A 25506-nucleotide genomic window follows, 5' to 3' on the forward strand; every position below is an offset into this window, starting at 1 on the left:
CGGCTCGAAAGGCCGCACAGCCCTTACCATGCCAGGCCTGCAAAGCCAGCGGTTTAGCCATGTCTGTGGGAAAACCCATTCTTGTTGCAGTGCACTTGCACAAATGGTAGATTTGTCTAAAGTGTAGGCATGAAACTTGACTGCACAAGAATTGTGCTCAAAATGCGTAGCGGCCGACGCAATGGCGCGCTCGGCAGAGAAACGAGAACCCCGTGACCGGCCCGGACCGCGCAGGCCCTAAACCATTGAAAATAGGTGATATTGAGCTCGCCAACCGGGTTCTCCTGGCGCCGATGTCCGGCGTCACTGACGCTCCCTTCCGCCGACTCACGGCCCACCTGGGTGCCGGCCTCGTCGTCTCCGAGATGACCGCCAGCGATGACCTCGTGAACGGCAAGCCGATGTCCCGGCTTCGCTGCGAGGCCGCCGGTATCGGCGCCCACGTGGTCCAGCTGGCGGGCTGCGAAACCCGCTGGATGGCCGAGGGCGCGCGGATTGCGGAAGCCGCCGGCGCCGACATCATCGACATCAACATGGGTTGCCCGGCGCGGCACGTCACCGGCGGCCAGTCCGGTTCGGCGCTGATGCGCGATCTCGACCATGCCATGACGCTGGTTGAAGCGACGGTCTCGGCCGTGAAGGTGCCGGTGACGCTGAAGATGCGGCTCGGCTGGGACGAGCGTTCGCTCAACGCGCCCGAGCTTGCGCGTCGCGCGGAGGAGGCGGGCGTGCAGATGGTGACGGTTCACGGCCGCACGCGCTGCCAGTTCTACAAGGGCGAGGCGGATTGGTCGGCGGTGCGTGCGGTGAGGGAAGCGGTGTCGATTCCGCTGGTCGTCAATGGCGACATCACCTCGTTCGAGAAGGCGGTCAGCGCGCTGGAAAAATCCGGCGCCAACGCCGTGATGGTCGGCCGTGGCGCCCAAGGCCAGCCTTGGCTGCCCGGGCAGATCGGCCGGCGGCTCGAGACCGGAGTCGCTGAAGCGGTGCCTCCGCTCGCCGAACAGCTCAAGCATGTCCGAGCGCTCTATGAAGAAATTTGCCGCCATTACGGCCTGCGCGTCGGCCTTCGCCATGCGCGAAAGCATCTCGGCTGGGCGCTCGATGTGGCCGCGCAATACGGCAGCGTGCCGGCGGCGAAGCTGAAAGGCTGGCGCCAGCGCATCCTCACCTCGGAAGAGCCGTCCAGCGTGCACCGCGCGCTTGGGGAGGCCTTTGACGATTTTGCATGGAGTGCTGCTGCATGAATTCCGCCGCAGAATTTCGCAGGCCCGTGCCGCCGCTCGGCGAAGCCATCCTGAACGCGCTGCCCAATCCGGTGCTGCTGGTCGCGCCCGACGGCAAGATCGTGGACGCCAACATCGCCGCCGAATCCTTCTTCGAGATTTCGACCCAGTTCCTGAAGCGGCAGTCGCTGAAGGAACTGGTGCCGTTCGGCAGCCCGCTGCTGGCGCTGATCGACCAGGTGCGCGCCTCCGGCTCGCCGGTCAACGAATACAAGGTCGATCTCGGCACGCCCCGCATCGGCGGCGACCGCCAGGTCGACCTGCATGTCGCGCCGCTGGCGGAGCGGCCCGGCCATATCGTCGTCATGCTGCAGGAACGCACCATCGCCGACAAGATGGACCGCCAGCTCACGCACCGCAGCGCCGCGCGCTCGGTGATTGCGCTCGCCGCGATGCTGGCGCATGAGATCAAGAATCCGCTCTCCGGCATTCGCGGCGCGGCACAGCTGCTGGAACAGCAGGCCTCTTCGGAAGACCGCATGCTGACGCGGCTGATCTGCGACGAGGCCGACCGCATCGTCACCCTGGTCGACCGCATGGAAGTGTTCGGCGACGACCGCCCGGTGGCGCGCGGACCCGTCAACATCCATTCCGTGCTCGACCACGTGAAGCGGCTCGCGCAATCGGGCTTTGCCCGCAACGTCAAGTTCGTCGAGGATTACGATCCGTCGCTGCCGCCGGTGCTCGCCAACCAGGATCAGCTGATCCAGGTGTTCCTCAATCTCGTGAAGAACGCCGCCGAGGCGGTCGCCGATCTCGGCAGCGATGCGGAAATCCAGCTCACCACCGCCTTCCGCCCGGGCGTGCGCCTGTCGGTGCCCGGCAAGAAGACGCGCGTGTCGCTGCCGCTGGAATTCTGCGTCAAGGACAACGGCTCCGGCGTGCCGGAAGACCTCTTGCCGAACCTGTTCGATCCCTTCGTTACGACCAAGCAGACCGGCAGCGGGCTCGGCCTTGCGCTGGTCGCCAAGATCGTCGGCGATCACGGCGGGATCATCGAATGCGAGTCGCAGCCGCGCAAGACCACGTTCCGCGTGCTGATGCCGATGTACAGCACCACCAAACCACCACCCGACCAGAGCAAACGCGACGACGTTCCGGGTACGCCGGCGCCTGCCTCACAGGACTCAAGATGAGGAAAGATAAATGGCCGTAGGTAGCATCCTAGTCGCAGACGACGACACCGCCATCCGCACGGTGCTCAATCAGGCGCTTTCCCGCGCCGGGTATGAGGTTCGGCTGACCGGCAACGCGGCCACGCTGTGGCGCTGGGTCAGCCAGGGCGAGGGCGACCTCGTCATCACCGACGTCGTGATGCCCGACGAGAACGCGTTCGATCTCCTGCCGCGCATCAAGAAGATGCGGCCGAACCTGCCGGTCATCGTGATGAGCGCGCAGAACACCTTCATGACCGCGATCCGCGCCTCCGAGCGCGGCGCGTACGAATATCTGCCCAAGCCGTTCGACCTGAAGGAGCTGATCACCATCGTCGGCCGCGCGCTGGCCGAGCCGAAGGAGAGGGTGACGAGCGCCGAGGACGAATCCGAGTTCGATGCGATCCCGCTGGTCGGCCGCTCGCCGGCGATGCAGGAAATCTACCGCGTGCTGGCGCGGCTGATGCAGACCGACCTCACGGTGATGATCTCCGGCGAATCCGGCACCGGCAAGGAGCTGGTGGCGCGCGCGCTGCACGACTACGGCAAGCGCCGCAACGGCCCGTTCGTCGCCGTCAACATGGCGGCGATCCCGCGCGATCTCATTGAATCCGAACTGTTCGGCCATGAGCGCGGCGCGTTCACCGGCGCCAACACCCGCGCCTCCGGCCGCTTCGAGCAGGCCGAGGGCGGCACGCTGTTCCTCGACGAAATCGGCGACATGCCGATGGAGGCGCAGACGCGTCTTCTGCGCGTGCTGCAGCAGGGCGAATACACCACCGTCGGCGGCCGCACCCCGATCAAGACCGACGTGCGCATCGTGGCCGCCTCGAACAAGGATTTGCGCATCCTGATCCAGCAGGGCCTGTTCCGCGAAGACCTGTTCTTCCGCCTCAACGTGGTGCCGCTGCGGCTGCCGCCGCTGCGTGAACGCATCGAGGATCTGCCCGACCTGATCCGGCACTTCTTCTCGCTGGCCGAGAAGGACGGGCTGCCGCCGAAGAAGCTCGATGCCCAGGCACTGGAGCGGCTGAAGCAGCACCGCTGGCCGGGTAACGTGCGCGAGCTGGAGAATCTCGCGCGCCGGCTGGCGGCACTCTACCCGCAGGATGTCATCACAGCCTCCGTCATCGACGGAGAGCTCGCGCCACCGGCCGTTTCGGCCAGCGGCGGCAGCAGCCAGGCGGTGGATAATCTCGGCGGTGCGGTGGAGGCGTATCTGTCCTCGCACTTCTCCGGCTTTCCGAACGGCATGCCGCCGCCCGGCCTCTATCACCGCATCCTCAAGGAGATCGAGATTCCGCTGCTGACGGCCGCGCTGGCGGCCACCCGTGGCAACCAAATCCGCGCTGCCGACCTGCTCGGGCTCAACCGAAATACGCTGCGCAAGAAGATCAGGGATCTCGATATCCAGGTCTATCGGAGCGGGGGGTAGGCAACCCCCGGTTCCCATCCCTGTTGATGGGACAAGTCCCGCGAGAAAGAGCGCCGCGGAATTGTCGCAATTCGGCAACATTGTGATATGATTGCATCAGTCCGCGGGCAGGCGGACTGACCCGTCAGCTCACCCTTTGCCCTTGATGACCAGCGCAGAAACCGCAGCAGTTCAATTGGACGACCCTTCGCTCGCCCGGCCGAAAGGCTGGTCGATCCGCCGTTGGCTCGGGCCGGTGGCGGTGGCGCTGGCGCTGTTCTCGGCCTTCCTGACCTTCATCGTGCTGACCGGGCTCACGCCGATCGAGCCGAAGCGCAACGTCGTCTACGGCTTCCTGCTGATCAATGCCGCGACCATCCTGGTGCTGGTCGGCATCATCGTCCGCGAAGTCTGGAAAGTCGTGCAGGCTCGCCGGCGCGGCAGCGCGGCTGCGCGGCTGCATATCCAGGTGGTCAGCCTGTTCTCGATCATCGCGGTGCTGCCGGCGGTGCTGGTCGCCATCGTCGCCAACGTCACCATCGACCGCGGCCTCGACCGTCTGTTCTCCGGGCCGACCCGCGAGGTGATCCAGAACTCGCTGATCGTGGCGAATGCCTATCTGCACGAGCACGCGCAGCTTATCCGCGGCGACATCCTGGGCATGTCCAACGACATCGCCCACGCCCGGCCGCTGTTCGATCTCGACCGCTCCAGCTTCCGCCAGGGTCTCACGGCGAGCGCCGCCTCGCGCAACCTGCCGGGTGCGATGCTGATCGACAAGGACGCCACCATCCTGGAAAGCGCGCAGACCGGTATTCAACAGGCCTTCACGACGCCGGAGCCGGACTTCCTCAAGGGCGTGGACGACAACGAACCTCAGATCGCGGTCTTCATCGAGGCCAATTACGTCGCGGCCGTCATTCGCCTGCGCAACTTCACCGATACGTTCCTCTATGTCGCCCGCGTGCTCGATCCCCGCGTGGTGGCGCAACTGCGCCAGACCCAGGCCAGCGTCGCCGAATACGCGGCGCTGGAATCGCGCAAGCTCGGCATCCAGGTGGCGTTTGCGCTGATGTTTGCGGTGATCGCGCTGACCATCCTGATGGCCTCGGTGCTGATCGGGCTGAACTTCGCCAATCGCCTGGTGGCGCCGATCCGCCGCCTGATGAGCGCGGCCAACATCGTCTCGACCGGCGATCTCAACGTCCAGGTGCCCGTGCTGAAATCGGAAGGCGACCTCGCCCAGCTCGGCGAAACCTTCAACAAGATGACGCAGGAGCTGCGCAGCCAGCGCGACGAACTGGTCAATGCCTCCGAGCTGATCGACAGCCGCCGCCGCTTCATCGAGGCGGTGCTGTCCTCGGCCAGCGCCGGCATCATCGGCGTCGATGCGTCGGGCAGCATCGGAATCCTCAACCGTTCTGCGGAAAAGCTGATCGGAAAGGCGGAGTCCGAGGTGCTGGACCATCCGCTTTCCGAAGTGCTGCCCGAACTCGACGACATGATGAAGACGGCGCGCGAGGGCACGCAGAAGCTGGTGCAGGGCCAGATCACCATCAATCGCGACGGCCACGAGTCCAACCTGTCGGTCCGGGTCAGCGCCGAGCAGACCAGCCAGTCCCGGGACAGCTATATCATCACGCTGGACGACATTACCGATCTCGTCGCTGCCCAGCGCACCTCGGCCTGGGGCGATGTCGCCCGCCGCATCGCGCACGAGATCAAGAACCCGCTGACGCCGATCCAGCTCTCGGCCGAGCGCATCCGCCGGAGATTTGGCCGCACCGTCACCGAGGCCAAGGACAAGGAAATCTTCGAGCAGTGCACCGACACCATTGTGCGCCAGGTCGACGACATCAGGCGCATGGTCGACGAGTTCGCGCGTTTTGCGCGCATGCCCAAGCCCGTGATGGAAGGCGAGGACGTCGCCGACGTCGTCCGCCAGGCGGTGTTCCTGATGAAGGTCGCCCATCCCGAGCTCGACATCGAGGCCGATATCAGGCAGGACCCGATGCACGCCCAGTTCGACCGCCGCCTGATCTCGCAGGCGCTGACCAACATCATCAAGAACGCCACCGAGGCGATCGAGCAGGTGCCGCCGGAAGACCTCGGCAAGGGACGCATCGACGTCGTCGCCCAGCGCGAGGCTGACGATATCCTGATCGACGTCATCGACAATGGCATCGGCCTGCCCAAGGTGGCGCGGCAGCGCCTGCTGGAGCCCTACGTGACGACCCGCCAGAAGGGCACCGGGCTGGGGCTGGCGATCGTCGGCCGCGTGCTCGAAGACCATGGTGGCCGCATCGAGCTCAAGGATGCTTCCGACTTCCGGCCCGGCCAGCGCGGCGCCTGGATGCGGCTGCGCTTTGCCGTCACCGGGCAGGCGAAGAAGTCGGGCGAACAGGATCAGGAGACAAAGCCGCCGGTTTCTGAAACCAGTGCGGCGGTACCGACGACCAATGATGAAGACAAAATCCAAGAAAAGCCTGAAGAAAAAATTCAGGCCGCAACCGGCAGCTGACAAGACAGGTGTAACCCATGGCCAGTGACATTCTGATTGTCGATGACGAAGCCGATATCCGTGACCTCGTGGCCGGCATCCTCGACGACGAGGGGTTTTCCACGCGCACCGCGCGCGATTCCGATTCGGCGCTCGCCGAGATCGCCAACCGCCGGCCGCATCTGGTGTTCCTCGACATCTGGCTGCAGGGCTCCAAGCTCGACGGCCTGCAGCTGCTGGAGCAGATCAAGAAGGACAACGCCGATCTGCCGGTCGTGATGATTTCCGGCCATGGCAACATCGAAACGGCAGTCGCAGCCATCAAGCGCGGCGCCTACGACTTCATCGAAAAGCCGTTCAAGTCCGACCGGCTGATCCTGGTCGCCAATCGCGCGCTGGAAACCTCGCGGCTGAAACGCGAGGTGAAGGAGCTGAAGCAGCTCGCACCTGCCGCCAGCGTGCTGACCGGCCGCTCCGCCTGCATGAACCAGCTGCGCCAGACCATCGACCGCGCCGCCAAGGCCAACAGCCGCATCATGATCGTCGGTCCCTCCGGCGCCGGCAAGGAACTGGCGGCCCGCACGCTGCACAACATGTCGAGCCGCGCCGACGGTCCCTTCGTGGTGATCAACGCCGCCGCCATCACGCCGGAGCGGATGGAGGTCGAACTGTTCGGCGTCGAGCAGACCAATGGCGGCGAGTCGCGCAAGGCCGGCGCGCTGGAAGAGGCGCATGGCGGCACCCTGTTCATCGACGAAATCGCGGACATGCCGCGCGAGACCCAGAACAAGATTCTGCGGGTGCTGGTCGACCAGACCTTCCAGCGTGCCGGCGGCACCGCGAAGGTGAGCGTCGACGTGCGCATCATTTCCTCCACCGCGCGCAACCTGGAAGAGGAGATCGCGGCGGGGCATTTCCGCGAGGATCTCTATCACCGCCTCTCGGTGGTGCCGATCCGTGTGCCGCCGCTGTCGGAGCGGCGCGAGGACATCCCCGAACTGATCGACTACTTCATGGACCAGATTTCGGCGGCCACCGGCCTGCCGAAGCGGCAGATCGGCCAGGACGCGATGGCGGTGCTGCAGTCGCATGTCTGGCCGGGCAACGTCCGCCAGCTCCGCAACAATGTGGAGCGCGTGATGATTCTGGCGAGCGGCGGGCCTGAGGTCATCATCACCGCCGACATGCTGCCGCCGGACGTCGGCTCCATGGTTCCGGCCATGCCCACCAGCAACAATGGCGAGCACATCATGGGCCTGCCGCTGCGGGAGGCGAGGGAGGTGTTCGAGCGGGATTACCTGATCGCCCAGATCAGCCGCTTCTCCGGCAACATCTCTCGCACAGCGGAATTCGTCGGCATGGAACGCTCGGCGCTTCATCGCAAGCTGAAGGCGCTCGGGGTCGGCTAGCGGAGAGATTCGCCCGGCGTCGATGATTCCGCGATGGAGCGGCCGCGTACCGGTCCATGCAGATGCTTGGGAATATTCGTCTCTTTTTGAGGCTTTAGGGAGAAATGCCGCCACGTTCAGCGCGCGGGGGGTGCGAACTCGCTTGCCTAAAATCTGCGCCTGTCTTCTAATTGTGCCGCCGCACCTCAGGAGGGGGATCTCAAGGGGAAGGCGGCACCCGGCTGATGGCTCCAACAGAGGGCTGCGGCCGGTTCAAAAATAAAAAACTGCGGGATAAAAAATGGCGGCAGACCGCGCACAAAACCTACAAGACACCTTCCTTAATCACGTTCGCAAAACCAAGACGCCACTGACGATCTTTCTGGTCAATGGAGTGAAACTGCAGGGGATTGTCACCTGGTTCGACAATTTCTGTCTTCTGCTCCGGCGCGACGGTCACTCGCAGCTTGTCTACAAGCATGCGATCTCGACCATCATGCCCGGCGCTCCGATCCAGTTGTTCGAGGGCGGCGAGGATACGGCTTGAGAGTGATCTGATTGGAACCCCGAATTTTCGACGGGGGGGCCGACCGTCCGCGGTCGGGAGGGGACAAGGCGACAGGGCGGGTGATTGTCATCGGCCCTTATCTGCGCATGCGCCGCGGCGAGGCCGACGCGCAAACAGATGCGGCTGTCCGCGATTCCGAGGCAAGGCTGGAGGAAGCCAAGGGTCTGGCGCGCGCCATCGATCTGACGGTGGTCGACGCGCTCATTGCACCGATCGCGCAGATCAGGCCGGCGACCTATCTCGGCAAGGGCAAGGTCGAGGAGGTACTCGGCCTCATCAAGGGCAACGACATCGAACTCGCAGTGATGGATTGCGCGCTGTCGCCGATCCAGCAGCGCAATCTCGAGAAGGCGTGGGGCGCCAAGGTGCTCGACCGCACCGGCCTCATCCTGGAAATCTTCGGCCGCCGCGCCAAGACCAAGGAAGGCGCGCTGCAGGTCGAGCTCGCCCATCTCAACTACCAGCGCAGCCGGCTGGTGCGCTCTTGGACCCATCTGGAGCGCCAGCGCGGCGGCTTCGGCTTCATGGGCGGCCCCGGCGAAACCCAGATCGAGGCCGACCGCCGCCTGATTGGCGACCGCATCGCGCGGCTGGAGAACGAACTGAAGAAGGTGCAGGCGACGCGGCGGCTGCATCGCGCCGGGCGCCAGCGCGTGCCGTATCGCGTCGTGGCTCTGGTCGGCTACACCAATGCCGGCAAGTCGACCTTGTTCAACCGGCTGACGCGCGCGGATGTGCAAGCGGCCGACATGCTGTTCGCGACGCTGGATCCGACGCTGCGTGCGCTCACCCTGCCGCACGGCGGCAAGGCCATGCTGTCCGACACCGTCGGCTTCATCTCCAACCTGCCGACGCAGCTCGTCGCCGCCTTCCGCGCCACGCTGGAGGAGGTGCTGGAGGCCGACATCATCCTGCACGTCCGCGACATCTCGCATGAGGACGCCGAAGCCCAGGAGCGCGACGTCGACGCCGTGCTGCGCCAGCTCGGCATCGATCCCGCCGCCGGCTCGGGCCAGCGCATCATCGAGGTCTGGAACAAGATCGACCGCTTCGATCCCGAAGAGCGCGAGAACCTGAAGAACATCGCCGCGCGCCGCCCGCCGGAACGGCCGTGCTTCCTGGTCTCGGCTACCTCAGGCGAGGGGATCGATGCGCTGCTAGCCGCCATCGAGGATCGCCTCGCCGCGAGCCGCACCACGCTCGATCTGTCGATCGACGCCGCCGACGGCGCAGGCATCAGCTGGCTGCACCGCAATGCCGAGGTGCTGAACAAGGAACTGCACGACGGCCGCTTCGCCATGACCGTGCGCGTAGACGAGACCAAGCGGGACATCGTGGTCAATCGGTTCGCGGCCGTGCCGCACGTAGCGTGACTCTTCTGCCGTAGGGTGGGCAAAGGCGCGCTTGCGCCGTGCCCACCTTCGCCAGAGCAGCCTTGAAGGTGGGCACGCTTTTCTTTGCCCACCCTACGCGTTCTATCGCCACGCCTTGAACGCCATGAACAGCGCCATCGCGGCGATGATGACGATCATCGACAGCCGCAGCCGGTCCGGGCTGACGCGGTTGGCGAAGCGGGCGCCGATATCGGTGCCAATCCACAGGCCTGCGATCAGGGCGGCGATGGCGAGCCACGGCAGCTCGGTGCCCTGCTGCACATAGAGCAGCGCCGCTGGCAGCGTCACCGGCAACGCGGTGACGGCAAGGCTCATCGCCTGCGCGCGGTGCTGCGAGAGTCCTGCGATGCCAGCCATCAGCGCGGTGATGGCGAGGCCGCCGCCGATGCCGAGAAAGCCGGATGACCAGCCGGCGACGGCGCCGATCGCGCCGAGCGTTGCCCAATGCAGCGGGACGTCCTCCGGTACATCGTCCGCACCGTTGTTCCCTGAGCGCTGCGAACGCAGCAGCATGATTGCAAGCAGGATGACGAGGTAGGCGACAAAGCACCATTGCAGGGCGCGATCCGGGACATGAACAGCAAAAAGTGCACCGACGCAGCCGCCGACGCCGAAGCCGGCCGCGAGCCAGATCAGCCAGCGCAAGGAGATGCGATGGCCGCTGCGGCTGTAGTTGCGCACGCCGGACAGGCTGGTCGGCACGATCTGCGCCACCAGCGAGATGCCCTGCGCTATGTGCTGCTCCTTGCCGAGGATGAGGATCAGGAGCGGCACCAGAACGCCGCCAGCGGTGACGCCGAGAAAGCCGGAGAACAAGCCGCCGGCCAGCCCGGTGACGAGTCCGCCGATGATCTCGGCGAAATTCATCCGCGCTCGCTACGTTGGGCCGGCGTGGGTGGCCGCGCGGCGAGCTTCGCCTCATCCCACAGCGCGTCCATTTCTTCCAGCGTCGCTTCCTCCAGCGTGCGGCCTTTTGCGGCGAGCGCGCGCTCGATATAGGCAAAACGCTTCTCGAACTTGGCATTGGCGCCGCGCAGCGCCATCTCGGGATTGGCGTCGACGTGACGGGCGAGGTTGACCACGGCGAACAGGAGGTCGCCGGTCTCTTCCGCCAGTTCGGCCTTGTCGCCGCCGTCGAGCGCGGCTTCGATCTCGTCGGCTTCCTCGCGGATCTTGTTGAGCACGGCGCGCGGGTCGTTCCAGTCGAAGCCGACGGTTGAGGCCTTGCGCTGCAGGTCGAGTGCGCGGGCGAGCGCAGGCAGCCCGGCCTTGACGCTGTAGAGCAGCGATTTGTGCGCAGCTTCCTCCGGCGGCCGCCGCGCGGCGCGTTCGGCCTTCTCCTCGGCCTTGATGCGATCCCAGTTCTCGGCGACATGGCCCGAGGTGACCACGCCGTTCTCGTCGCCGAACACGTGCGGATGGCGCCGGATCATCTTGCGCGTCACCGCCTCGACCACGTCGCCGAAGGCAAAGGCGTTCTGCTCTTCCGCCATGCGGGCGTGATAGACCACCTGCAGCAGCAGGTCGCCGAGCTCGTCCTTGAGGTCGTCGAGATCGCCGCGCGCGATCGCCTCCGCCACCTCATAGGCCTCCTCGATCGTGTAGGGGGCGATGGTCGCAAAATTCTGCTCGAGGTCCCAGGGGCAGCCGGTGACCGGCGTGCGCAGCGCCGCCATCACTTCGATCAGTCCAAGAATGTCGCGGGAAGGTTTCATGAGTTCGCCGGGTTCGCGGATTTTCTCCCTTATGCCGCATCGTGTCCGGCGATCCCAGCGAAACCGCTGCATTGGCCTGTGGATCGGGGAATGCTAAGGGGCGGGTCATGTACAACCAGGAAACCGCTTTGGTCCTGTTCTCGGGCGGACAGGACTCCACCACTTGCCTTGCCTGGGCGCTCGAGCGCTTTGCGCGCGTCGAAATGCTCGGCTTTGCCTATGGCCAGCGCCACGCCATTGAGCTCGATTGCCGGGAACGGCTGCTGGCCGGCATTCGCGCGGCGCGCCCCGACTGGGTCGCCAAGCTCGGCGAGAGCCATACGCTGGACATTCCCACGCTCGCCGAGATCTCCGACACCGCGCTGACGCGCGACGTCGAGATCAGGATGGGCGAGGACGGCCTGCCGAATACATTCGTGCCCGGCCGCAACCTGGTGTTCCTGACCTTTGCCGCGGCGCTGGCGTATCGGCGCGGCATCCGCCACATTGTCGGCGGCATGTGCGAGACCGACTATTCCGGCTATCCCGATTGCCGCGACGAGACCATCAAGGCGCTGCAGACTGCGCTCAACCTCGGCATGGCGAAGAACTTCGAGCTGCACACGCCGCTGATGTGGCTTGACAAGGCCTCGACCTGGAAGCTCGCGCACGATCTCGGCGGGGCAGGGCTGGTCGATTTGATCCGCGAGCATTCCCACACCTGCTATCTCGGCGAACGCGGCACGCAGCACGATTGGGGTTTTGGTTGCGGCGAATGCCCGGCCTGCAGCCTGCGGGCGAGGGGCTGGCGGGAGTATGCGGGAAGGGGGTAAGCTTGCCGGAAGCGGGAACCCAGCGGGAGATGCGATATGATCGTCACCATCGTCACCTTCAATCTCGCGACGCCCACGACGCTCGCCGAGATGAAGAAGACATTTCAGTCGACGGCCCCGAAATATCAGGGGCTCGCCGGGCTCTTGCGCAAGAACTATTTCGTCAGTGAGGACGGCAGGCGCGCCGGCGGAATCTATGTCTGGCAATCGCGCGCCGATGCCGATCGCGTCTACACGGCCGAATGGCGCAAGTTCGTGGAAGGCAAATATGGCGTGCCGCCGCAGATCGAGTATCTGCATTCGCCCGTGATGGTGGACAACCGCGAGGGTACGATCAGCGTGGCGGCCTAACTGGGCGCACATGCCGGACGATCCATCAGCAGATATACGGCAAACCAGTACGGCATCCGGCCTGGCGGCGAGGCTGGTCGCCTGGGCCGGGAGGGTTGGTGCCGGCCCCCGCGAGAGCAGCGACGTCGCGCTGCAGCGGCAACTGCTTGTCCTGCTGGGCGTCGGCACCCTGCCATTGACGGCACTGTGGTCGGCGATCTACTTCGCGGCCGGAGCGCCGCTGGCGGCCGCCGTGCCGGCAACCTATACCGTCGTCGCGCCCATCAACACGCTGATCTTCAGCTGGACGCGCAATCTGCGCGTCTACCGCTTCTCCCAGCTCCTGATGACCCTGATATTGCCGTGGCTGGTGACGATCAGCCTCGGCGGCTTCAGGGAATCCAGCGCGGTGATCATCTGGGCCGCGCTCTGTCCGCTGATATCCCTGCTGGTCGAAGGGCTTCGCGAAACCGTGCTGTGGATCGTGGGCTTCGTCCTGCTCCTTGTCGCAACCGCAATCGTGCAGCCCTACCTCGTTCCTGTCGGGCTGCCGGATGCCTTCGTCACCTGGTTCTTCGTGCTCAACCTGGGCACGGTGATCGGCATCGTGTTCGTGTTCATGCACTACTTTGTCGGGCAGCGGAACTATTTCCAGGAGCGCTCGGAGACGCTGCTGCTCAACATCCTTCCCAGGGAGATCGCCGAAGCGCTGAAGGTCAACCGGAGCACCATTGCCGCGCATTATGACGCGGCGAGCGTTCTTTTCGCGGATGTCGTCGAATTCACGCCGATGGCGGCGACCATGAGCCCGCTGCGCCTCGTCAATCTGCTCAATGACGTCTTCCAGTGTTTCGACGATCTCGTCGAGAAGTACGATCTCGAAAAGATCAAGACGATCGGCGACTGCTACATGGTAGCCGCCGGCGTTCCCCGCGAGCGGCCCGATCATGCAGCCGTCCTGGTGCAGCTCGCACTCGACATGCGGGAGGAGGTGGCGACCCGTTCGTTCGGCGACCGCAAGCTGGCGTTCCGGATCGGCATCAACTCCGGCCCCGTGGTGGCTGGCGTCATCGGCCGCAAGAAGTTCATCTACGACCTCTGGGGCTCGACGGTGAACATGGCGAGCCGAATGGAATCGCACGGCGAGCGCGGGATCGTTCAGATCACGCGCAATACCTTCGAACTGGTCGAGGACCAGTTCGACTGCGAGCCCAGGGGGACGATCAACGTGAAGGGCGCCGGTCCGATCGAGGTCTGGCACGTGGTCGGCCCGAAGGCGGCGCGCCGGGCCATGACGGCCTGACGTCTAGCCAAAATCCTCCGCCGTCAGCTCGATCGGCTTGCCGTGGGGCGTGCGGTCGGCGGCGTGATCCCAGGCGTGGCGGTAGCGATGCAGCAGCTCCGTCGTCGCCACCCCCTTGGCGGCGACGAGGCGCTCCAGCGTCGCCAGCCAGTGCCGGTAGTAGGTCTCGCCGGTATCGGGGTCGCCGGCGGCCTGGGCGCGCTTGATCTCGGCGCCGAGCGTCTCCGCCCATTCCTTCCAGGAGAACACGCCGGCCTCGTGCAGCGCCAGCGCCATGGCGAAGGCGCGCGCCTCCCAGGGCTCGCGGAACACGGGACCATCCTCGTCGCGCGGCACGCCGGGCACGGCGACCGCGGCATGCATGGCCTGACTTGGAGTTAGTCTTGGCGTCAATTCCATCAGGCGCGCTCCAGATAGGGTTCCCAGGCATCGACGGAGACGGAGAGGGTGGGATCGCCCTCCTTGCCCCACAGCTCGCGCCCGTCGAAACGCACGGTGTAGAGCCAGTGCGGATCCTCGCCCCGGCCCAGCGAATTGACGTCGGGAAAGACGTGGCAGCCGTGGTTGCTCTCGATGGTGCCAAGGCGGCCGCGGACATAGTGCGGCAGGCGCGTATGCGTCACGGGGTGGATGTCCTTCATCCGCACGACGTCGCCGACGTTGAACAGCGCCGGCGCGGATGGCGTGCGCTCGGTCGGCCCGCCGCGGCGGATCGCCGGCGTCACTTCCTGCGGCGCAACCGGCTTCACGCCGGGCTTTGGCGGTGCGAGCACCCGGCCTGCCTCGATCTCCTCGTGGGTCACCAGCCCGCGCTCGATCATCAGCGTCTCGAGGCCGGCGAGCCAGAGTTCGTAGTAGGTCTTGCTCAGATAGTCCTGTGGCGGGCGGTTCTCGCGGGCAAAGCGCGTCATGTCGATGTTCCAGCCGCCGGGCCGCGCCATCGCCAACGTCAGCGCAAAAGCGCGGCGCTCCCATTCCGCGTGAAACACCGGTTCGTCCGGTTCGGGCACCACGGGCCCAAACCCCTTGACGCCGCCCATGTCATGCGCGCCGTCCATCAGGAAACCTCGCCTGGCTGCTTCGGCAATCCCGTGCCGATCATGCTGTCGCGGGTGACGAGCGCGGCGAGCTTTTCCTCGCTCCAGCCCTCGGTGCCCTCGGGCCGCATCGGCAGCACGAGGTAGCGGATTTCGGCGGTGGAATCCCAGACGCGGATCTTGGTCGCGTCGGGCAGGGTCACGCCAAAATCCTTCAACACGCCGCGCGGGTCGGAAACGGCGCGGGAACGGTAGGGCGCGGACTTGTACCAGACCGGCGGCAGCCCCAGCACCGGATGCGGGTAGCAGGAGCATAGCGTGCACACGACCATGTTGTGCTGGCCGGGCGTGTTCTCGACCACCACCATGTGCTCGCCCTGGCGGCCGGAATAATCGAGTTCGGCGATCGCAGCCGTGGCGTCCTTCAGGAGCCGCGCGCGATAGTCGGGATCGGTCCAGGCCTTGGCCACCACGCGGATGCCGTTGCGCGGGCCGATCTTCTTCTCATAGAGATCGATTAGGAGGTCGAGCGAGGCCGGATCGACATAGCCTTTTTCGGTCAGGATCGATTCCAGCGCGCGGACGCGCAGCTCCGTTTCCGAAAGCTCGGAATGATCGTGATCGTGGTGATGATGGTCGTGGTCGTGCCCGGACATGGGTGGGAAGATAGAGCATGATCCGGAAAAGTGGAGACCGGTTTTCCGAAAAGCATGCCCTCGGGCTCGACCCGGGGGATCATGCTCTCAAACAGAGATCGGCGCAAAAACCGGGCTATGTCGAGGCAGAGACTGCTGATAGCATTTCACCCATGGGGACGAGGGCAGCACGCGCCGCCGGGGTGGCGGCATTGGCGATTCTGCCGTGGCTCGCGGACGAGGCGAGGGCGGCCAACAACGCCTATGCGGTCGATGCCGCCGATATCGGCGAGGCCGGCTCCTGCAAGATCGAGAGCTGGCTGTCGATGGCCACCAACACCGATTTCACCGCCGTCGCCAATCCCTCCTGCGTGGTCGATCCGTTCAAGCTCAAGCCGGTCGAGCTGAGCATGCTGACGAACCGCGCCAAAAGCGACGGCGAGTGGGGCACCTCCGTCGCGCCCAAGGCCAAGGTGAACCTGATGCCGACCGGCGTCGGACGGCTCGGCCTCTCCTTCTACGCCGCCGGTGCCTTCGATGTCGCGACCGGCGAAAACCTCACGGTGCAGGCGGTGATTCCGGCAACGTACCGCCTCTCGGAGACCATGCGCATCAACCTCAATGGCGGCTGGCTTTGGGACCGCACGACTGACAAGCATTTTGCGCTTTACGGTATCGGCTTCGACTGGAAATTCACCGACACGCTGCAATGGACCATCGAGGCGTTCGGCCAGGCCGGCAGCGCGGATGCGCCGAGCGCGTTGCGGCCGCGCTTCCAGACCGGATTGCGCTATCGGCCGAGCGAAATCTTCTCCGTGGACGTCATCCTCGGCCATAACATCACCGGCGAAGGCGCGAGCTGGATCACCATCGGCACCACGATCCGCTTTCCCGTCGAAAGCGCGCAGCCCGAGCACAAGCGCACGGGTCATCTGTAAGACCAACCAAGAAAAGCGAGCAGGGAGGTTTGCGTTGTCCGAGTTTGTCACCATCGAGAAGGGGCATGGCCCCGACGGTCGCATCGCCATCGTCCGGTTCGACCGCGGCGACGGCGTCAACGCCCTGTCGCCGGAAGCGATGCGGCAGCTGACCAACGCCGCGCGCAGCTTCGAGGACGATGCCTCGACCTCGGTCGTGGTGCTGACCGGAAGCGAAAAATCCTTCACCGCCGGGTTCGATCTCAAGGATCCCGAAGGCAGGGCGCGCCGCGCCATGGACCTGGGCACGTTGCGCCGGCACCTGAAGCTCGGGCCGCGCATGACGCGCGCCTGGCAGGAGATGGAGCAGATCACCATCGGCGCCATCGAGGGCTTCTGCATCGGCGGCGGCGTGGCGCTGGCCGTCGCGCTCGACTTCCGCGTCATGGCGCGCAGCGCCCATCTGCGCGTGCCGGAGATCGGGCTCGGCATGAACATGAGCTGGCAGAGCGTGCCGCGCATGCTGCACCTGATCGGCCCGGCCCGCACCAAGCAGGCCGTGATCCTGGCCGACCAGCGCATCACCGCGGACGAAGCCTATGAATGGGGCCTGGTGGAGCAGGTGGCCGATCCCGGCAAGGCCTTCGATGTGGCCATGGAGCTCGCCGCAAAGATCGCCGACCAGCCGCCGCTCTCGGTCGCCATGACCAAGCTCACCGTCAACCGCCTCGCGCACGCGCTCGACGATCTCGCCAGCCACATGGACGTCGACCAGTTCGCGCTGGCAAGCCTGACCGAAGACCACAAGGAAGGCGTTGCCGCGTTTCTGGAGCGGCGCAAGCCGAAGTTCAGGGGACGGTAGGTCGGGCGTGCGACGGCGCTCATCCAAACCCCAGTCTCCATATCCACGATTCGCATAAGGTATATTATGGAATATAAATATATACAATTGGATCAGATAGTTAAGGCGGAATCCTTAATGTCGATAGCGGCTTTGGCTCCGCCCGAGGCATCGGGCCCTGCTGCGCCCAGCGCGATCATGGATGACCAAACGGCGCCGGCTTCGTAAGGTGCCGCACAAGAGACTGTCGCCTGGAGGAAATGCAGATGAGCGCGAACCAGTACAGCATCGGATTGGACAAGAACCCGGCCAATTACGTGCCGCTGACGCCGCTGAGCTTCCTGGCGCGCTCCGCCGCCGTTTACCCGGACCATGTCAGCGCCGTCTATGAAGGCCGCAGCTTCACCTGGTCGGAAACCTATGCGCGCTGCCGGCGCTTCGCGTCCTGGCTCACCGGCCGCGGCATCGGCACCGGCGATACGGTCGCGGCGATGCTGCCGAACATTCCGGCGATGAACGAGCTGCACTTTGCCGTCCCGATGACCGGCGGCGTGCTGAACGCGCTCAACATCCGTCTCGACGCGCCTTCGATTGCCTTCCAGCTCGATCACGGCGGCGCAAAAATCATCGTGGTCGATCCCGAATTCTGCACCGTGATTGTGGAAGCCTTGTCGCTGATGAAAGGCCCAAAGCCTTTCGTCGTCGACGTCGACGATGCGTCGTTTGCCGGCGGCCGGCGCATCGGCGCCATCGAGTATGAAGCGGCCGTGGCCCAGGGCGATCCGAACTTCGTGGCACGACTGCCGGCGGATGAATGGGACGCGATTGCGCTGTCCTATACCTCGGGCACGACAGGCAATCCCAAGGGCGTCGTCACGCATCACCGCGGCGCGTATCTGAACGCCGTCAGCAACATCCTCGCAGGCAACCTTGGCCAGCATCCGGTGTATCTCTGGACGCTGCCGATGTTCCACTGCAACGGCTGGTGCTTTCCCTGGACCGTGGCGGCCTCAGCCGGCGTCAATGTCTGCCTGCGCAAGGTTGATCCGGCAAAGATCTTCGAGCTGATCCCCGCGCACGGCGTCACCCACATGTGCGGCGCGCCGATCGTCTACAACACCCTGATCAACGCGTCCGGCGCGCCCAAGGGCGCCAAGGCCAGGCCCGTGGTCGGCCTGATTGCGGGTGCGGCGCCGCCGGTCGCGGTGCTGGAGGGCGCCGAGAGCATCGGCATCAAGCTCACCCATGTCTATGGGCTCACCGAGGTCTATGGCCCCGCCTCCGTCTGCGCCGAGCAGCCGGGCTGGGACGAACTCTCGCCGGAAGCGCGCGCGCAGATGAAGCGCCGGCAGGGCGTGCCCTACCCGCTGGAGGAAGCCGTCACCGTGCTCGATCCCGAGACCATGCGCGAGGTGCCGCGCGACGGCGAAACCATCGGCGAGGTGATGTTCCGCGGCAATATCGTGATGAAGGGCTATCTGAAGAACGAGAAAGCGACCAGGGAAGCGTTTGCCGGCGGCTGGTTTCACACCGGCGATCTCGGCGTGCTCGACGAGCACGGCTACGTCATCATCAAGGACCGCTCCAAGGACATCATCATCTCCGGCGGCGAGAACATTTCCTCGGTCGAGGTCGAGGACGTCCTCTACAAGCACCCGGCCGTGCTGTTCGCCGCCGTGGTGGCAAAGCCCGACGCGAAATGGGGCGAGGTGCCTTGCGCCTTCATCGAGCTGAAGGAAGGTGCCAAGGCCACGGAAGCCGAGATCATCGCCTATTGCCGCACCCATATGTCAGGCTTCAAGACGCCGAAGGCTGTCGTGTTCGGCGCCATCCCGAAGACGTCCACGGGCAAGATCCAGAAATTCCTGCTGCGCAACCAGGTGGAGTCGGCCAAGGCGATTTCGGCCTGATCTTTGGCGTCATTCCGGGCTGGTCCGACCAGACCCGGAATCTCGAGATTCCGGGTTCGACGCTTCGCATCGCCCCGGAATGACGGGTTCAAGGCTCACGCCCTCTTCCGCAGTGGCACGGCATCGCCTACCGCGTCGGTCGCACTATACGCACTATATTCCGGCCTCAGAAGCCTACCTTGAGGCCTGCACGCGCGCCGTGAAAGAGGACCGAGGACGTGGGCACCGAACTGTCCGCGATGAGGCCGGCGTTCAGGTAGTATTGCTGCGCCTGCGACACGCCGGTCAGCCACAGCGCCTGGTAGCCGGCAAACACCTCGGCGCGCGCACCAATCTTGTAGATCAGGGTCGGCGAAACCTCGATAAGGCCGGCGAAGTTCGTCGTAGACACCGTGTCATTGTACACGTTTGCGAATACACCCGCTCCATCGACGGTGTTCATGACGCGATTGCGCGAGATGTTGTTCGCGAAGATGCCACCCTTGGCGACCAGTCCAAGGGAGAACGCCGGGCTGAAATCGTAGCGGGCATCGAATCCCAGCTGTGCGCCGTAGAGGTCGTTGCGCGCGTTGACGTTGAGATAGCCTAGCCATCTCGTACCGATCCCATCGTCGTCGCTGAACACGTTCATCGTGCTGCCTAAATGGACATAGCGGAATCCGGCCAGCACATCGACCCTTGCGTTTGGTCCGCCCAACGCGACACGCCGGCGATAATTCCCTTCGGCGCCCCAAATCTCCGAATTGAGGTTCACGTCGATGCGGCGCGAACCGCTGAATATGTCGATCGCCGTCCCGCCGATCGTCGGGGCGATGTTGACGCCGGGATAGCCGACGGCCGTACCCAGGAATCGCGCATCCAGACTGTCGGTCGGGCTCCTTGCAGACGCGGACGACCCGGTCCCCGTGAGGAAGAATCCGGACATCTCGATGCTGCTCAAGGGGTCGATCGCTACGCCGACGGTGAAGCGTGCGCCGGGCTTCCAGTCGCGGTCCTGGTCCGCGAAGAACCTCTGATCGGTGCCGCTGTGGCGAGCGAACTCGAACCGGTTCGTGCTTTGGGTCATGTACAGGGCTTCGAGCCCGACCCAGACGGCCGGGCCTGCGGCCACCTGCGGCTGGACGGGAGCCTTGACCGGGAGGTCAGCAGCCAGTGCGGACCCGCTCACGGCAAGCCCAATTGCAATTCCTGCAACCATCCGATTCATCGAATTCTCCCGTCACGTACTGCGTAATTCTTACTGCAAACCCGGGAAAAGAGAGCGCATGGCCCCCAAGAAAGGCATCGGAAAAGCCTGAAAGATACCGGGTGTTGCCTGAACAACACATCGATTGCCCTACGCCCTCTTCCGCAGCGGCACGGCATCGTCCGCGGCGTCGTTGCGATATTCGAGGATGTCGCCGGGCTGGCAGTCGAGCGCCTCGCAGATCAGCGCAAGCGTGTCGAAGCGCACGCCCTTCACCTTGCCACTCTTCAACAGCGAGACGTTCTGCTCGGTGATGCCGATGCGCTCGGCGAGTTCCTTCGAGCGCATCTTGCGCCGTGCCAGCATGACGTCGAGATTGACGACGATCGGCATGGCGCGGCTCACACGAAGGAGGCGTGTTCGTCGGCGATCCGCGTCGCCTCGACCATCACCCAGGCGACCGCCAGCAGCACGCCGCCTATGATCAGCGCGAGATAGTCGTTGGTCGACAGCGCGATCCCGAGCTGACGGCTGCCCGGCGGATTGCTGAACGTGAAGGCCAGCAGCAGCGCGGTCGACGAGACGGGTCCGAGCACCGCCTGCGCCAGCACGCTGCCCGCAAAGTTGCGCAGGCGGCGGGCGCTGGTCAGCGTGAACACGCGCCCCTCGGCAAAATCCGCAAACAGCGCGCGCGCCTGCCACAGGCCGAACAGCAGCACACCGACGGGAATGGCCATGACAGCAGCGCCCGCGGCAACGCGGTCCGGCGTCAGCGCGAGGTCGCGCCCGGCCTCGCCCAGCCGCGCCAGCAGCAGATTGCGCGTCCATTCGGGGATGACGAACACGAGACACATCGCGACGCCGATCAGCACCATCCCGAGTGTGGTGACGATCACCATGGCATTGGAGAAGCGGCGCAGGCGGTTGGAATTGGCGAAAGCGGGCATGGTCTGCTCCTACCATTGACGCGACATCTAATTATCGTATTACAATAAGAAATCATCGTCAAGGAGGGTTGTTTTGATGGATTATGGGCCCCTGCTCCACGCTTGCCTGCGCGCCTGCGTCGCCCTCGCCCTCGCCGGTTGCGGCCATATGCCGGTCACGTCGATGGTGAAGCTTGCCCGGGTCGATTTCGAGACGTCGGACCCCGCGCAGCTGCGCGCCGCGATCAAGCTGCCGCGTGCCTTGCGGCCGCGGCCGAACGGCGTGTCGCTCCGCATCGCCGTGCGCGTCGGCCGCGCGCCGGAGGAAGCGCGCGATTTTGTGCTGCGTGAATTGCCGGCGCCTTCGGAGCTTGCGCGTGAGGCAGGCGCCGACAGCCACGTCTTTGCCTACCGCATCGACGAGGCCGACCTGCCCCGCCTCACAGCATTTCGCACCGAACTGATTGCGAAAAAGAGCAGCGGCGAGCGCGGCTCGATCTCGATTTCGGTACAGCCGCAGGCCTGCAGGGCGAGCGAGTTGCCGGACGGTCCCGTCCATCTCACCAGCTATCTGCGAACGGCGGAGACCGGTGCCTATGTCACGCTCGCGCGCGACGTCGATCTGCGGACGCTGGCGCCTGAGCATGCCATCGTGGACAAAATCCCGCGCTGTGCGTCCTAGCCGAGCCTTTGCCGCATCCCGTCATGGGCCGGCACCACGCCCTCCGGCAGGCTCAGCCGCAGCACCTCGTAATCGAGGTCGGAATGCATGTTGGTGATGACGGCACGCTTCGGCTTGAAGCGCGCGATCCAGGACAGCGCATCGTCGACGGAGAAGTGGCTGGGATGCGGCGCATACCGCAGCCCGTCGATGATCCAGAGGTCGAGATCTTTCAGCGCCGGCCAGCTCTTTTCCGGGATATCGCTGACGTCGGGCGTGTAGGCGGCATCGCCGATGCGATAGCCGAGCGAGGGGATGCTGCCGTGCTGCACGTCGAAGGCGGTGAGCGTGATCGCCCCGCCCTTCCCCAGGATTTCCTGGCTTTCGCCGGCCTCGATCGAATGCCGGGTCAGGATCGGCGGGTACTCGCTGCCTTCGGGCGTGATGAAGCAGTAGGAGAACCGCGCCATGATGTCCTTGGCGGTCGACATGTTGAAGTAGGTCGGGATGCGCCGCCGCTGGTGCAGCACCACCGAGCGCAGATCGTCGATGCCGTGGGTCTGGTCGGCATGCTCGTGGGTCAGGAACACCGCGTCAAGATGATCGACATCGGCATCAATGAGCTGCTCGCGCAGATCGGGCGAAGTGTCGATCACGACGCGGGTGACGCCGTCGCCCGATTTCCGCTCCGCCAGCAGCGAGCAGCGGCGGCGGCGGTTCCTGGGGTTGTTGGGATCGCAGCGCCCCCAGCCGAGCGCCGGGCGCGGCACGCCGGCGGAGGAGCCGCAGCCGAGGATCGTCAGTGTCAGCGTCATGCCGCAGCCTTTGCCGCCGGCACCTTGGAGAACAGCCGGAAGAAGTTTTCCGTGGTCTGCCGCGAAATTTCCTCGAGGCTGACACCCCGTGTCTCTGCCAGCACCCTGGCGACCTCGACGACATAGGACGGCTCGTTGCGCTTGCCGCGATGCTTGCCGGGCGCCAGATACGGCGCGTCGGTTTCCACCATGATGCGGTCGGTGGGCAACTCAGCCGCCAGCGCCCGCAGGGCCTCCGACTTCTTGAAGGTCAGGATGCCCGTGAACGAGATCGACAGGCCGAGCCCGATCGCCTTCATCGCGAGCTCCCGCCCGCCGGTGTAGCAATGCAGCACGGCCTTGAACGGCCCCTTGGCGATTTCTTCCTCGAGGATGCGGCCGCAATCCTCGTCCGCCTCGCGGGTGTGGATCACCAGCGGCAGGCCGGTGGCGCGGGCCGCTGCAATATGGGCGCGGAAGCCGCGCGCCTGCGCCTCGCGCGAGCCGTATTGGTAGAAGTAATCGAGGCCCGCCTCGCCCAGCGCCACAACTTTCGGATGCCTTGTGAGTTCGATGAGTTCGGACGCCGCAATGCCGTCTTCCTCGTCGGCTTCGTGCGGATGCGTGCCGACGGAACAATAGACATTGGGAAAGCGCTCGGCGATCGCGAGCAGCGCGGCCTGCCGCCTCACCCGCGTCGAGATCGTGACGATGCGCCCGACGCCGGCGGCTTCCGCGCGCGCGACAATGGCGTCGAGGTCCTCGGCGAAGTCCTTGAAATCGAGGTGGCAGTGGCTGTCGACGAGCATGTTTCTATGGGCCGTCGGTTGGCTCTTTCGGCTCGACATAACGCGGGAACACGCCGACTGGTGCCGGCAGCGCCGTGCCCGGTGCGATGCGTCTGGCGCCGCCGAGCGCCGTGAAATTGCGTTCGCCTGCGGGGACGCCGAGGCTGTCGAGCAGCTTGTCGGCGGACGCCGGCATCACCGGCAGCGCCAGGATCGCGATCTGCCGCACCACTTCGGCGGTGACATAGAGCACCGTCTTCTGCCGCGCCGGATCGGTCTTGGCCAGCGCCCACGGCGCCTCGCCCGCAAAGTAGCGGTTGGCTTCGGCCACCACAGCCCACACGGCGTTGAGCCATTGATGGATCTGCTGCGTCGCCATGGCGGTGCGCGCAATTCCGATCATGCCGTCGGCCTGCGCCAGGATCGCCTTGTCATTGTCGGTGAATTCGCCGGGCTCCGGCAGCACGCCGCCGAGTTGTTTCGCGATCATCGACAGCGAGCGCTGCGCCAGATTGCCGAGGTCGTTGGCGAGATCGGCATTGATCCGCGCCACGATGGCCTCGTGGTTGTAGTTGCCGTCCTGCCCGAACGGCACCTCGCGCAGGAAGAAGTAGCGCACCTGGTCGACGCCGTACTGCTTGGCGAGGTTGAAGGGGTCGACGACATTGCCGACCGACTTCGACATCTTCTCGCCCCTGTTGAACAGGAAGCCGTGGGCATAGACGCGCTTCTGCACGGGCACGCCGGCTGACATCAGGAAAGCCGGCCAGTACACCGCATGGAAGCGGATGATGTCCTTGCCGATGATGTGCACGTCCGCCGGCCAGTAGCGCCAGCGCGGATCGGTCTCATCGGGAAAGCCGACGCCGGTGATGTAGTTGGTCAGCGCGTCGACCCAGACATACATCACGTGCTCGGGGTCGTTCGGCACTTTCACGCCCCAGTCGAAGGTGGTGCGCGAGATCGAGAGATCCTTCAACCCGCCTTTGACGAAGCTCATCACCTCGTTGCGGCGCGAATCCGGTCCGATGAAATCGGGCTGGCTTTCGTACAGCGCGAGCAGCCTGTCCTGGTAGGCGGACAGCCGGAAGAAATAGCTCTTTTCCTCGACCCACTCGACCGGCGTCCCCTGTGGGCCGCGGCGCACGTTGTCCTCGCCGACGGTGGTTTCTTCCGCGTCGTAATAGGCCTCGTCGCGCACCGAATACCAGCCGGCATAGGTGTCGACATAGATGTCGCCGTTCTGCTGCATCCGGTTCCAGACCACCTGCACCGATTTGTGATGCGCGGGCTCCGTGGTGCGGATGAAGCGGTCGAAGGAAACGTTGAGGGTCTCGTCCATCTCGCGGAAGCGCGCGGCGTTGCGGTCTGCGAGCTGGGCCGCCGTCATGCCCTCGGCCGCGGCGGTCTGGATCATCTTCTGGCCATGCTCGTCGGTGCCGGTCAGGAAGAACACGTCCTTGCCGTCGAGGCGCTGGAAGCGTGCGATGGCATCGGTTGCGATCGCCTCATAGGCGTGGCCGATATGCGGCTGGCCGTTCGGATAGGCGATGGCGGTCGTGATGTAGAAGAGGTTGCTGCGCGAAGCCGTCGCCGGCTTTGCGGCCGGCGCGGGCCTGACGGCCGGTGCAGGCTTGGGCTTCGGTGCTGCCGCTTTGGGTGCAGGCTTAGGCGCAGCTGGCGGCGGCGCCTTCCTGGCTTTCGGCGCAGCAGCTGATTTGCGAGCCTTCGCCTTCTTTGCAGATTTCTTTGCTGATTTCTTGGCGGCCTTCTTCGGAGCCGCCTTCGTTGCGGACTTCCTGGCTTTCTTGGTCGACTTCTTCGCCTTCTTCACGGCAGCCTTCTGGGCGCGCTTCTTCGTTGCGGCGGCCGTCGTCTTCTTCGCCTTTTTCTTCTTCGAAGATTTCGTCTTCCTGGCCACCACGAATTCCTTTGTCGCCTGAACGG

At 65.1% G+C, this 25506-nt stretch carries 25 protein-coding genes; 14 read left to right on the forward strand and 11 right to left on the reverse strand.

The window, feature by feature from the left end:
- Positions 1-245: 245 nt before the first annotated feature.
- From dusB to hflX, 7 genes are all read left to right on the forward strand, one after another.
- Positions 246-1247: a tRNA dihydrouridine synthase DusB gene (gene dusB / locus HZB49_RS08970; protein ID WP_291610252.1), complete on the forward strand. Its 1002-nt coding sequence runs from the start codon at positions 246-248 to the stop codon at positions 1245-1247.
- Positions 1244-2422, forward strand: coding sequence for a nitrogen regulation protein NR(II) (locus HZB49_RS08975; protein WP_291610253.1), 1179 nt, complete (start codon positions 1244-1246; stop codon positions 2420-2422). The genes dusB and HZB49_RS08975 overlap by 4 nt, the downstream gene beginning before the upstream one ends.
- A 10-nt stretch (positions 2423-2432) precedes the next feature.
- Positions 2433-3875 (forward strand): nitrogen regulation protein NR(I), encoded by a 1443-nt coding sequence (gene ntrC, locus HZB49_RS08980; RefSeq protein ID WP_291610255.1) that lies wholly within the window; start codon positions 2433-2435, stop codon positions 3873-3875.
- A gap of 145 nt (positions 3876-4020) precedes the next feature.
- Entirely contained in the window at positions 4021-6375 is a 2355-nt protein-coding gene (locus HZB49_RS08985; RefSeq protein ID WP_291610257.1) for a PAS domain-containing sensor histidine kinase, read from the forward strand.
- A 17-nt stretch (positions 6376-6392) separates the two neighbouring features.
- Positions 6393-7763 carry a sigma-54 dependent transcriptional regulator gene (locus tag HZB49_RS08990; protein WP_291610259.1) on the forward strand — a complete coding sequence of 457 codons (1371 nt, stop codon included), beginning with the start codon at positions 6393-6395 and terminating at the stop codon, positions 7761-7763.
- A 280-nt stretch (positions 7764-8043) separates the two neighbouring features.
- Positions 8044-8289: an RNA chaperone Hfq gene (gene hfq / locus HZB49_RS08995; protein WP_291610262.1), complete on the forward strand. Its 246-nt coding sequence runs from the start codon at positions 8044-8046 to the stop codon at positions 8287-8289.
- A gap of 11 nt (positions 8290-8300) precedes the next feature.
- Positions 8301-9683, forward strand: a complete 1383-nt coding sequence (gene hflX, locus HZB49_RS09000) for a GTPase HflX (protein ID WP_291610264.1) — start codon at positions 8301-8303, stop codon at positions 9681-9683.
- A gap of 102 nt (positions 9684-9785) precedes the next feature.
- Here hflX and HZB49_RS09005 read toward each other — a convergent pair whose 3' ends face one another.
- Positions 9786-10571 (reverse strand): sulfite exporter TauE/SafE family protein, encoded by a 786-nt coding sequence (locus HZB49_RS09005; protein ID WP_291610266.1) that lies wholly within the window; start codon positions 10569-10571, stop codon positions 9786-9788.
- Positions 10568-11419, reverse strand: a complete 852-nt coding sequence (mazG, locus tag HZB49_RS09010; protein WP_291610268.1) for a nucleoside triphosphate pyrophosphohydrolase — start codon at positions 11417-11419, stop codon at positions 10568-10570. Before mazG ends, HZB49_RS09005 begins: the two co-directional genes overlap by 4 nt.
- A gap of 107 nt (positions 11420-11526) precedes the next feature.
- Between mazG and queC the strand changes: the two genes are divergently transcribed.
- Genes queC through HZB49_RS09025 form a run of 3 tightly spaced genes read left to right on the forward strand, consistent with a single transcriptional unit; the run spans position 11527 to position 13864 of the window.
- Positions 11527-12231, forward strand: coding sequence for a 7-cyano-7-deazaguanine synthase QueC (gene queC, locus HZB49_RS09015; protein WP_291610270.1), 705 nt, complete (start codon positions 11527-11529; stop codon positions 12229-12231).
- A 36-nt stretch (positions 12232-12267) separates the two neighbouring features.
- Positions 12268-12582, forward strand: a complete 315-nt coding sequence (locus tag HZB49_RS09020; protein WP_291610272.1) for a YdhR family protein — start codon at positions 12268-12270, stop codon at positions 12580-12582.
- 10 nt (positions 12583-12592) lie between these two features.
- Positions 12593-13864, forward strand: a complete 1272-nt coding sequence (locus HZB49_RS09025; RefSeq protein WP_291610274.1) for an adenylate/guanylate cyclase domain-containing protein — start codon at positions 12593-12595, stop codon at positions 13862-13864.
- 3 nt (positions 13865-13867) lie between these two features.
- Here HZB49_RS09025 and HZB49_RS09030 read toward each other — a convergent pair whose 3' ends face one another.
- Genes HZB49_RS09030 through nthA form a run of 3 tightly spaced genes read right to left on the reverse strand, consistent with a single transcriptional unit; the run spans position 13868 to position 15557 of the window.
- Positions 13868-14263, reverse strand: coding sequence for a nitrile hydratase accessory protein (locus HZB49_RS09030; RefSeq protein ID WP_291610276.1), 396 nt, complete (start codon positions 14261-14263; stop codon positions 13868-13870).
- Positions 14263-14922, reverse strand: coding sequence for a nitrile hydratase subunit beta (nthB, locus tag HZB49_RS09035; protein ID WP_291610277.1), 660 nt, complete (start codon positions 14920-14922; stop codon positions 14263-14265). The genes HZB49_RS09030 and nthB overlap by 1 nt, the downstream gene beginning before the upstream one ends.
- Positions 14922-15557: a nitrile hydratase subunit alpha gene (nthA, locus tag HZB49_RS09040; protein ID WP_291610279.1), complete on the reverse strand. Its 636-nt coding sequence runs from the start codon at positions 15555-15557 to the stop codon at positions 14922-14924. Before nthA ends, nthB begins: the two co-directional genes overlap by 1 nt.
- A gap of 152 nt (positions 15558-15709) precedes the next feature.
- Between nthA and HZB49_RS09045 the strand changes: the two genes are divergently transcribed.
- The 3 genes from HZB49_RS09045 (at position 15710) to HZB49_RS09055 (ending at position 19204) form a co-directional block, all read left to right on the forward strand.
- Positions 15710-16474 (forward strand): hypothetical protein, encoded by a 765-nt coding sequence (locus tag HZB49_RS09045; protein ID WP_291610281.1) that lies wholly within the window; start codon positions 15710-15712, stop codon positions 16472-16474.
- Between the two features lie 34 nt (positions 16475-16508).
- Positions 16509-17315, forward strand: coding sequence for an enoyl-CoA hydratase/isomerase family protein (locus tag HZB49_RS09050; RefSeq protein WP_291610283.1), 807 nt, complete (start codon positions 16509-16511; stop codon positions 17313-17315).
- Between the two features lie 245 nt (positions 17316-17560).
- Complete coding sequence (locus tag HZB49_RS09055; RefSeq protein WP_291610285.1) at positions 17561-19204, forward strand: acyl-CoA synthetase; 1644 nt, start codon at positions 17561-17563, stop codon at positions 19202-19204.
- 166 nt (positions 19205-19370) lie between these two features.
- On the opposite strand, the gene HZB49_RS09060 is transcribed toward HZB49_RS09055, so the two are convergent.
- The 3 genes from HZB49_RS09060 to HZB49_RS09070 form a co-directional block, all read right to left on the reverse strand.
- Positions 19371-20411 (reverse strand): BBP7 family outer membrane beta-barrel protein, encoded by a 1041-nt coding sequence (locus HZB49_RS09060; RefSeq protein ID WP_291610287.1) that lies wholly within the window; start codon positions 20409-20411, stop codon positions 19371-19373.
- Between the two features lie 129 nt (positions 20412-20540).
- On the reverse strand, positions 20541-20783 hold the full coding sequence (locus HZB49_RS09065; RefSeq protein WP_291610289.1) for a helix-turn-helix transcriptional regulator: 243 nt from the start codon (positions 20781-20783) through the stop codon (positions 20541-20543).
- Positions 20784-20791: 8 nt separating this feature from the next.
- On the reverse strand, positions 20792-21337 hold the full coding sequence (locus tag HZB49_RS09070) for a DUF2975 domain-containing protein (protein WP_291610291.1): 546 nt from the start codon (positions 21335-21337) through the stop codon (positions 20792-20794).
- 76 nt (positions 21338-21413) lie between these two features.
- Here HZB49_RS09070 and HZB49_RS09075 point away from each other — a divergent pair, with 76 nt between their 5' ends.
- The gene (locus HZB49_RS09075) at positions 21414-21998 is read left to right on the forward strand and encodes a hypothetical protein (RefSeq protein ID WP_291610292.1); all 585 of its coding nucleotides are present in this window, start codon (positions 21414-21416) and stop codon (positions 21996-21998) included.
- Here the strand turns inward: HZB49_RS09075 and HZB49_RS09080 are convergent.
- Genes HZB49_RS09080 through metG form a run of 3 tightly spaced genes read right to left on the reverse strand, consistent with a single transcriptional unit; the run spans position 21995 to position 25480 of the window.
- Complete coding sequence (locus HZB49_RS09080; RefSeq protein WP_291610294.1) at positions 21995-22792, reverse strand: MBL fold metallo-hydrolase; 798 nt, start codon at positions 22790-22792, stop codon at positions 21995-21997. The genes HZB49_RS09075 and HZB49_RS09080 overlap by 4 nt on opposite strands.
- On the reverse strand, positions 22789-23580 hold the full coding sequence (locus HZB49_RS09085) for a TatD family hydrolase (protein WP_291610295.1): 792 nt from the start codon (positions 23578-23580) through the stop codon (positions 22789-22791). The genes HZB49_RS09080 and HZB49_RS09085 overlap by 4 nt, the downstream gene beginning before the upstream one ends.
- Before the next feature lie 4 nt (positions 23581-23584).
- Entirely contained in the window at positions 23585-25480 is a 1896-nt protein-coding gene (gene metG / locus HZB49_RS09090) for a methionine--tRNA ligase (RefSeq protein ID WP_365857183.1), read from the reverse strand.
- Positions 25481-25506: the final 26 nt, after the last annotated feature.

Origin of the sequence: Bradyrhizobium sp., from assembly GCF_016219575.1 — a bacterium.
Lineage (GTDB): Bacteria > Pseudomonadota > Alphaproteobacteria > Rhizobiales > Xanthobacteraceae > Bradyrhizobium.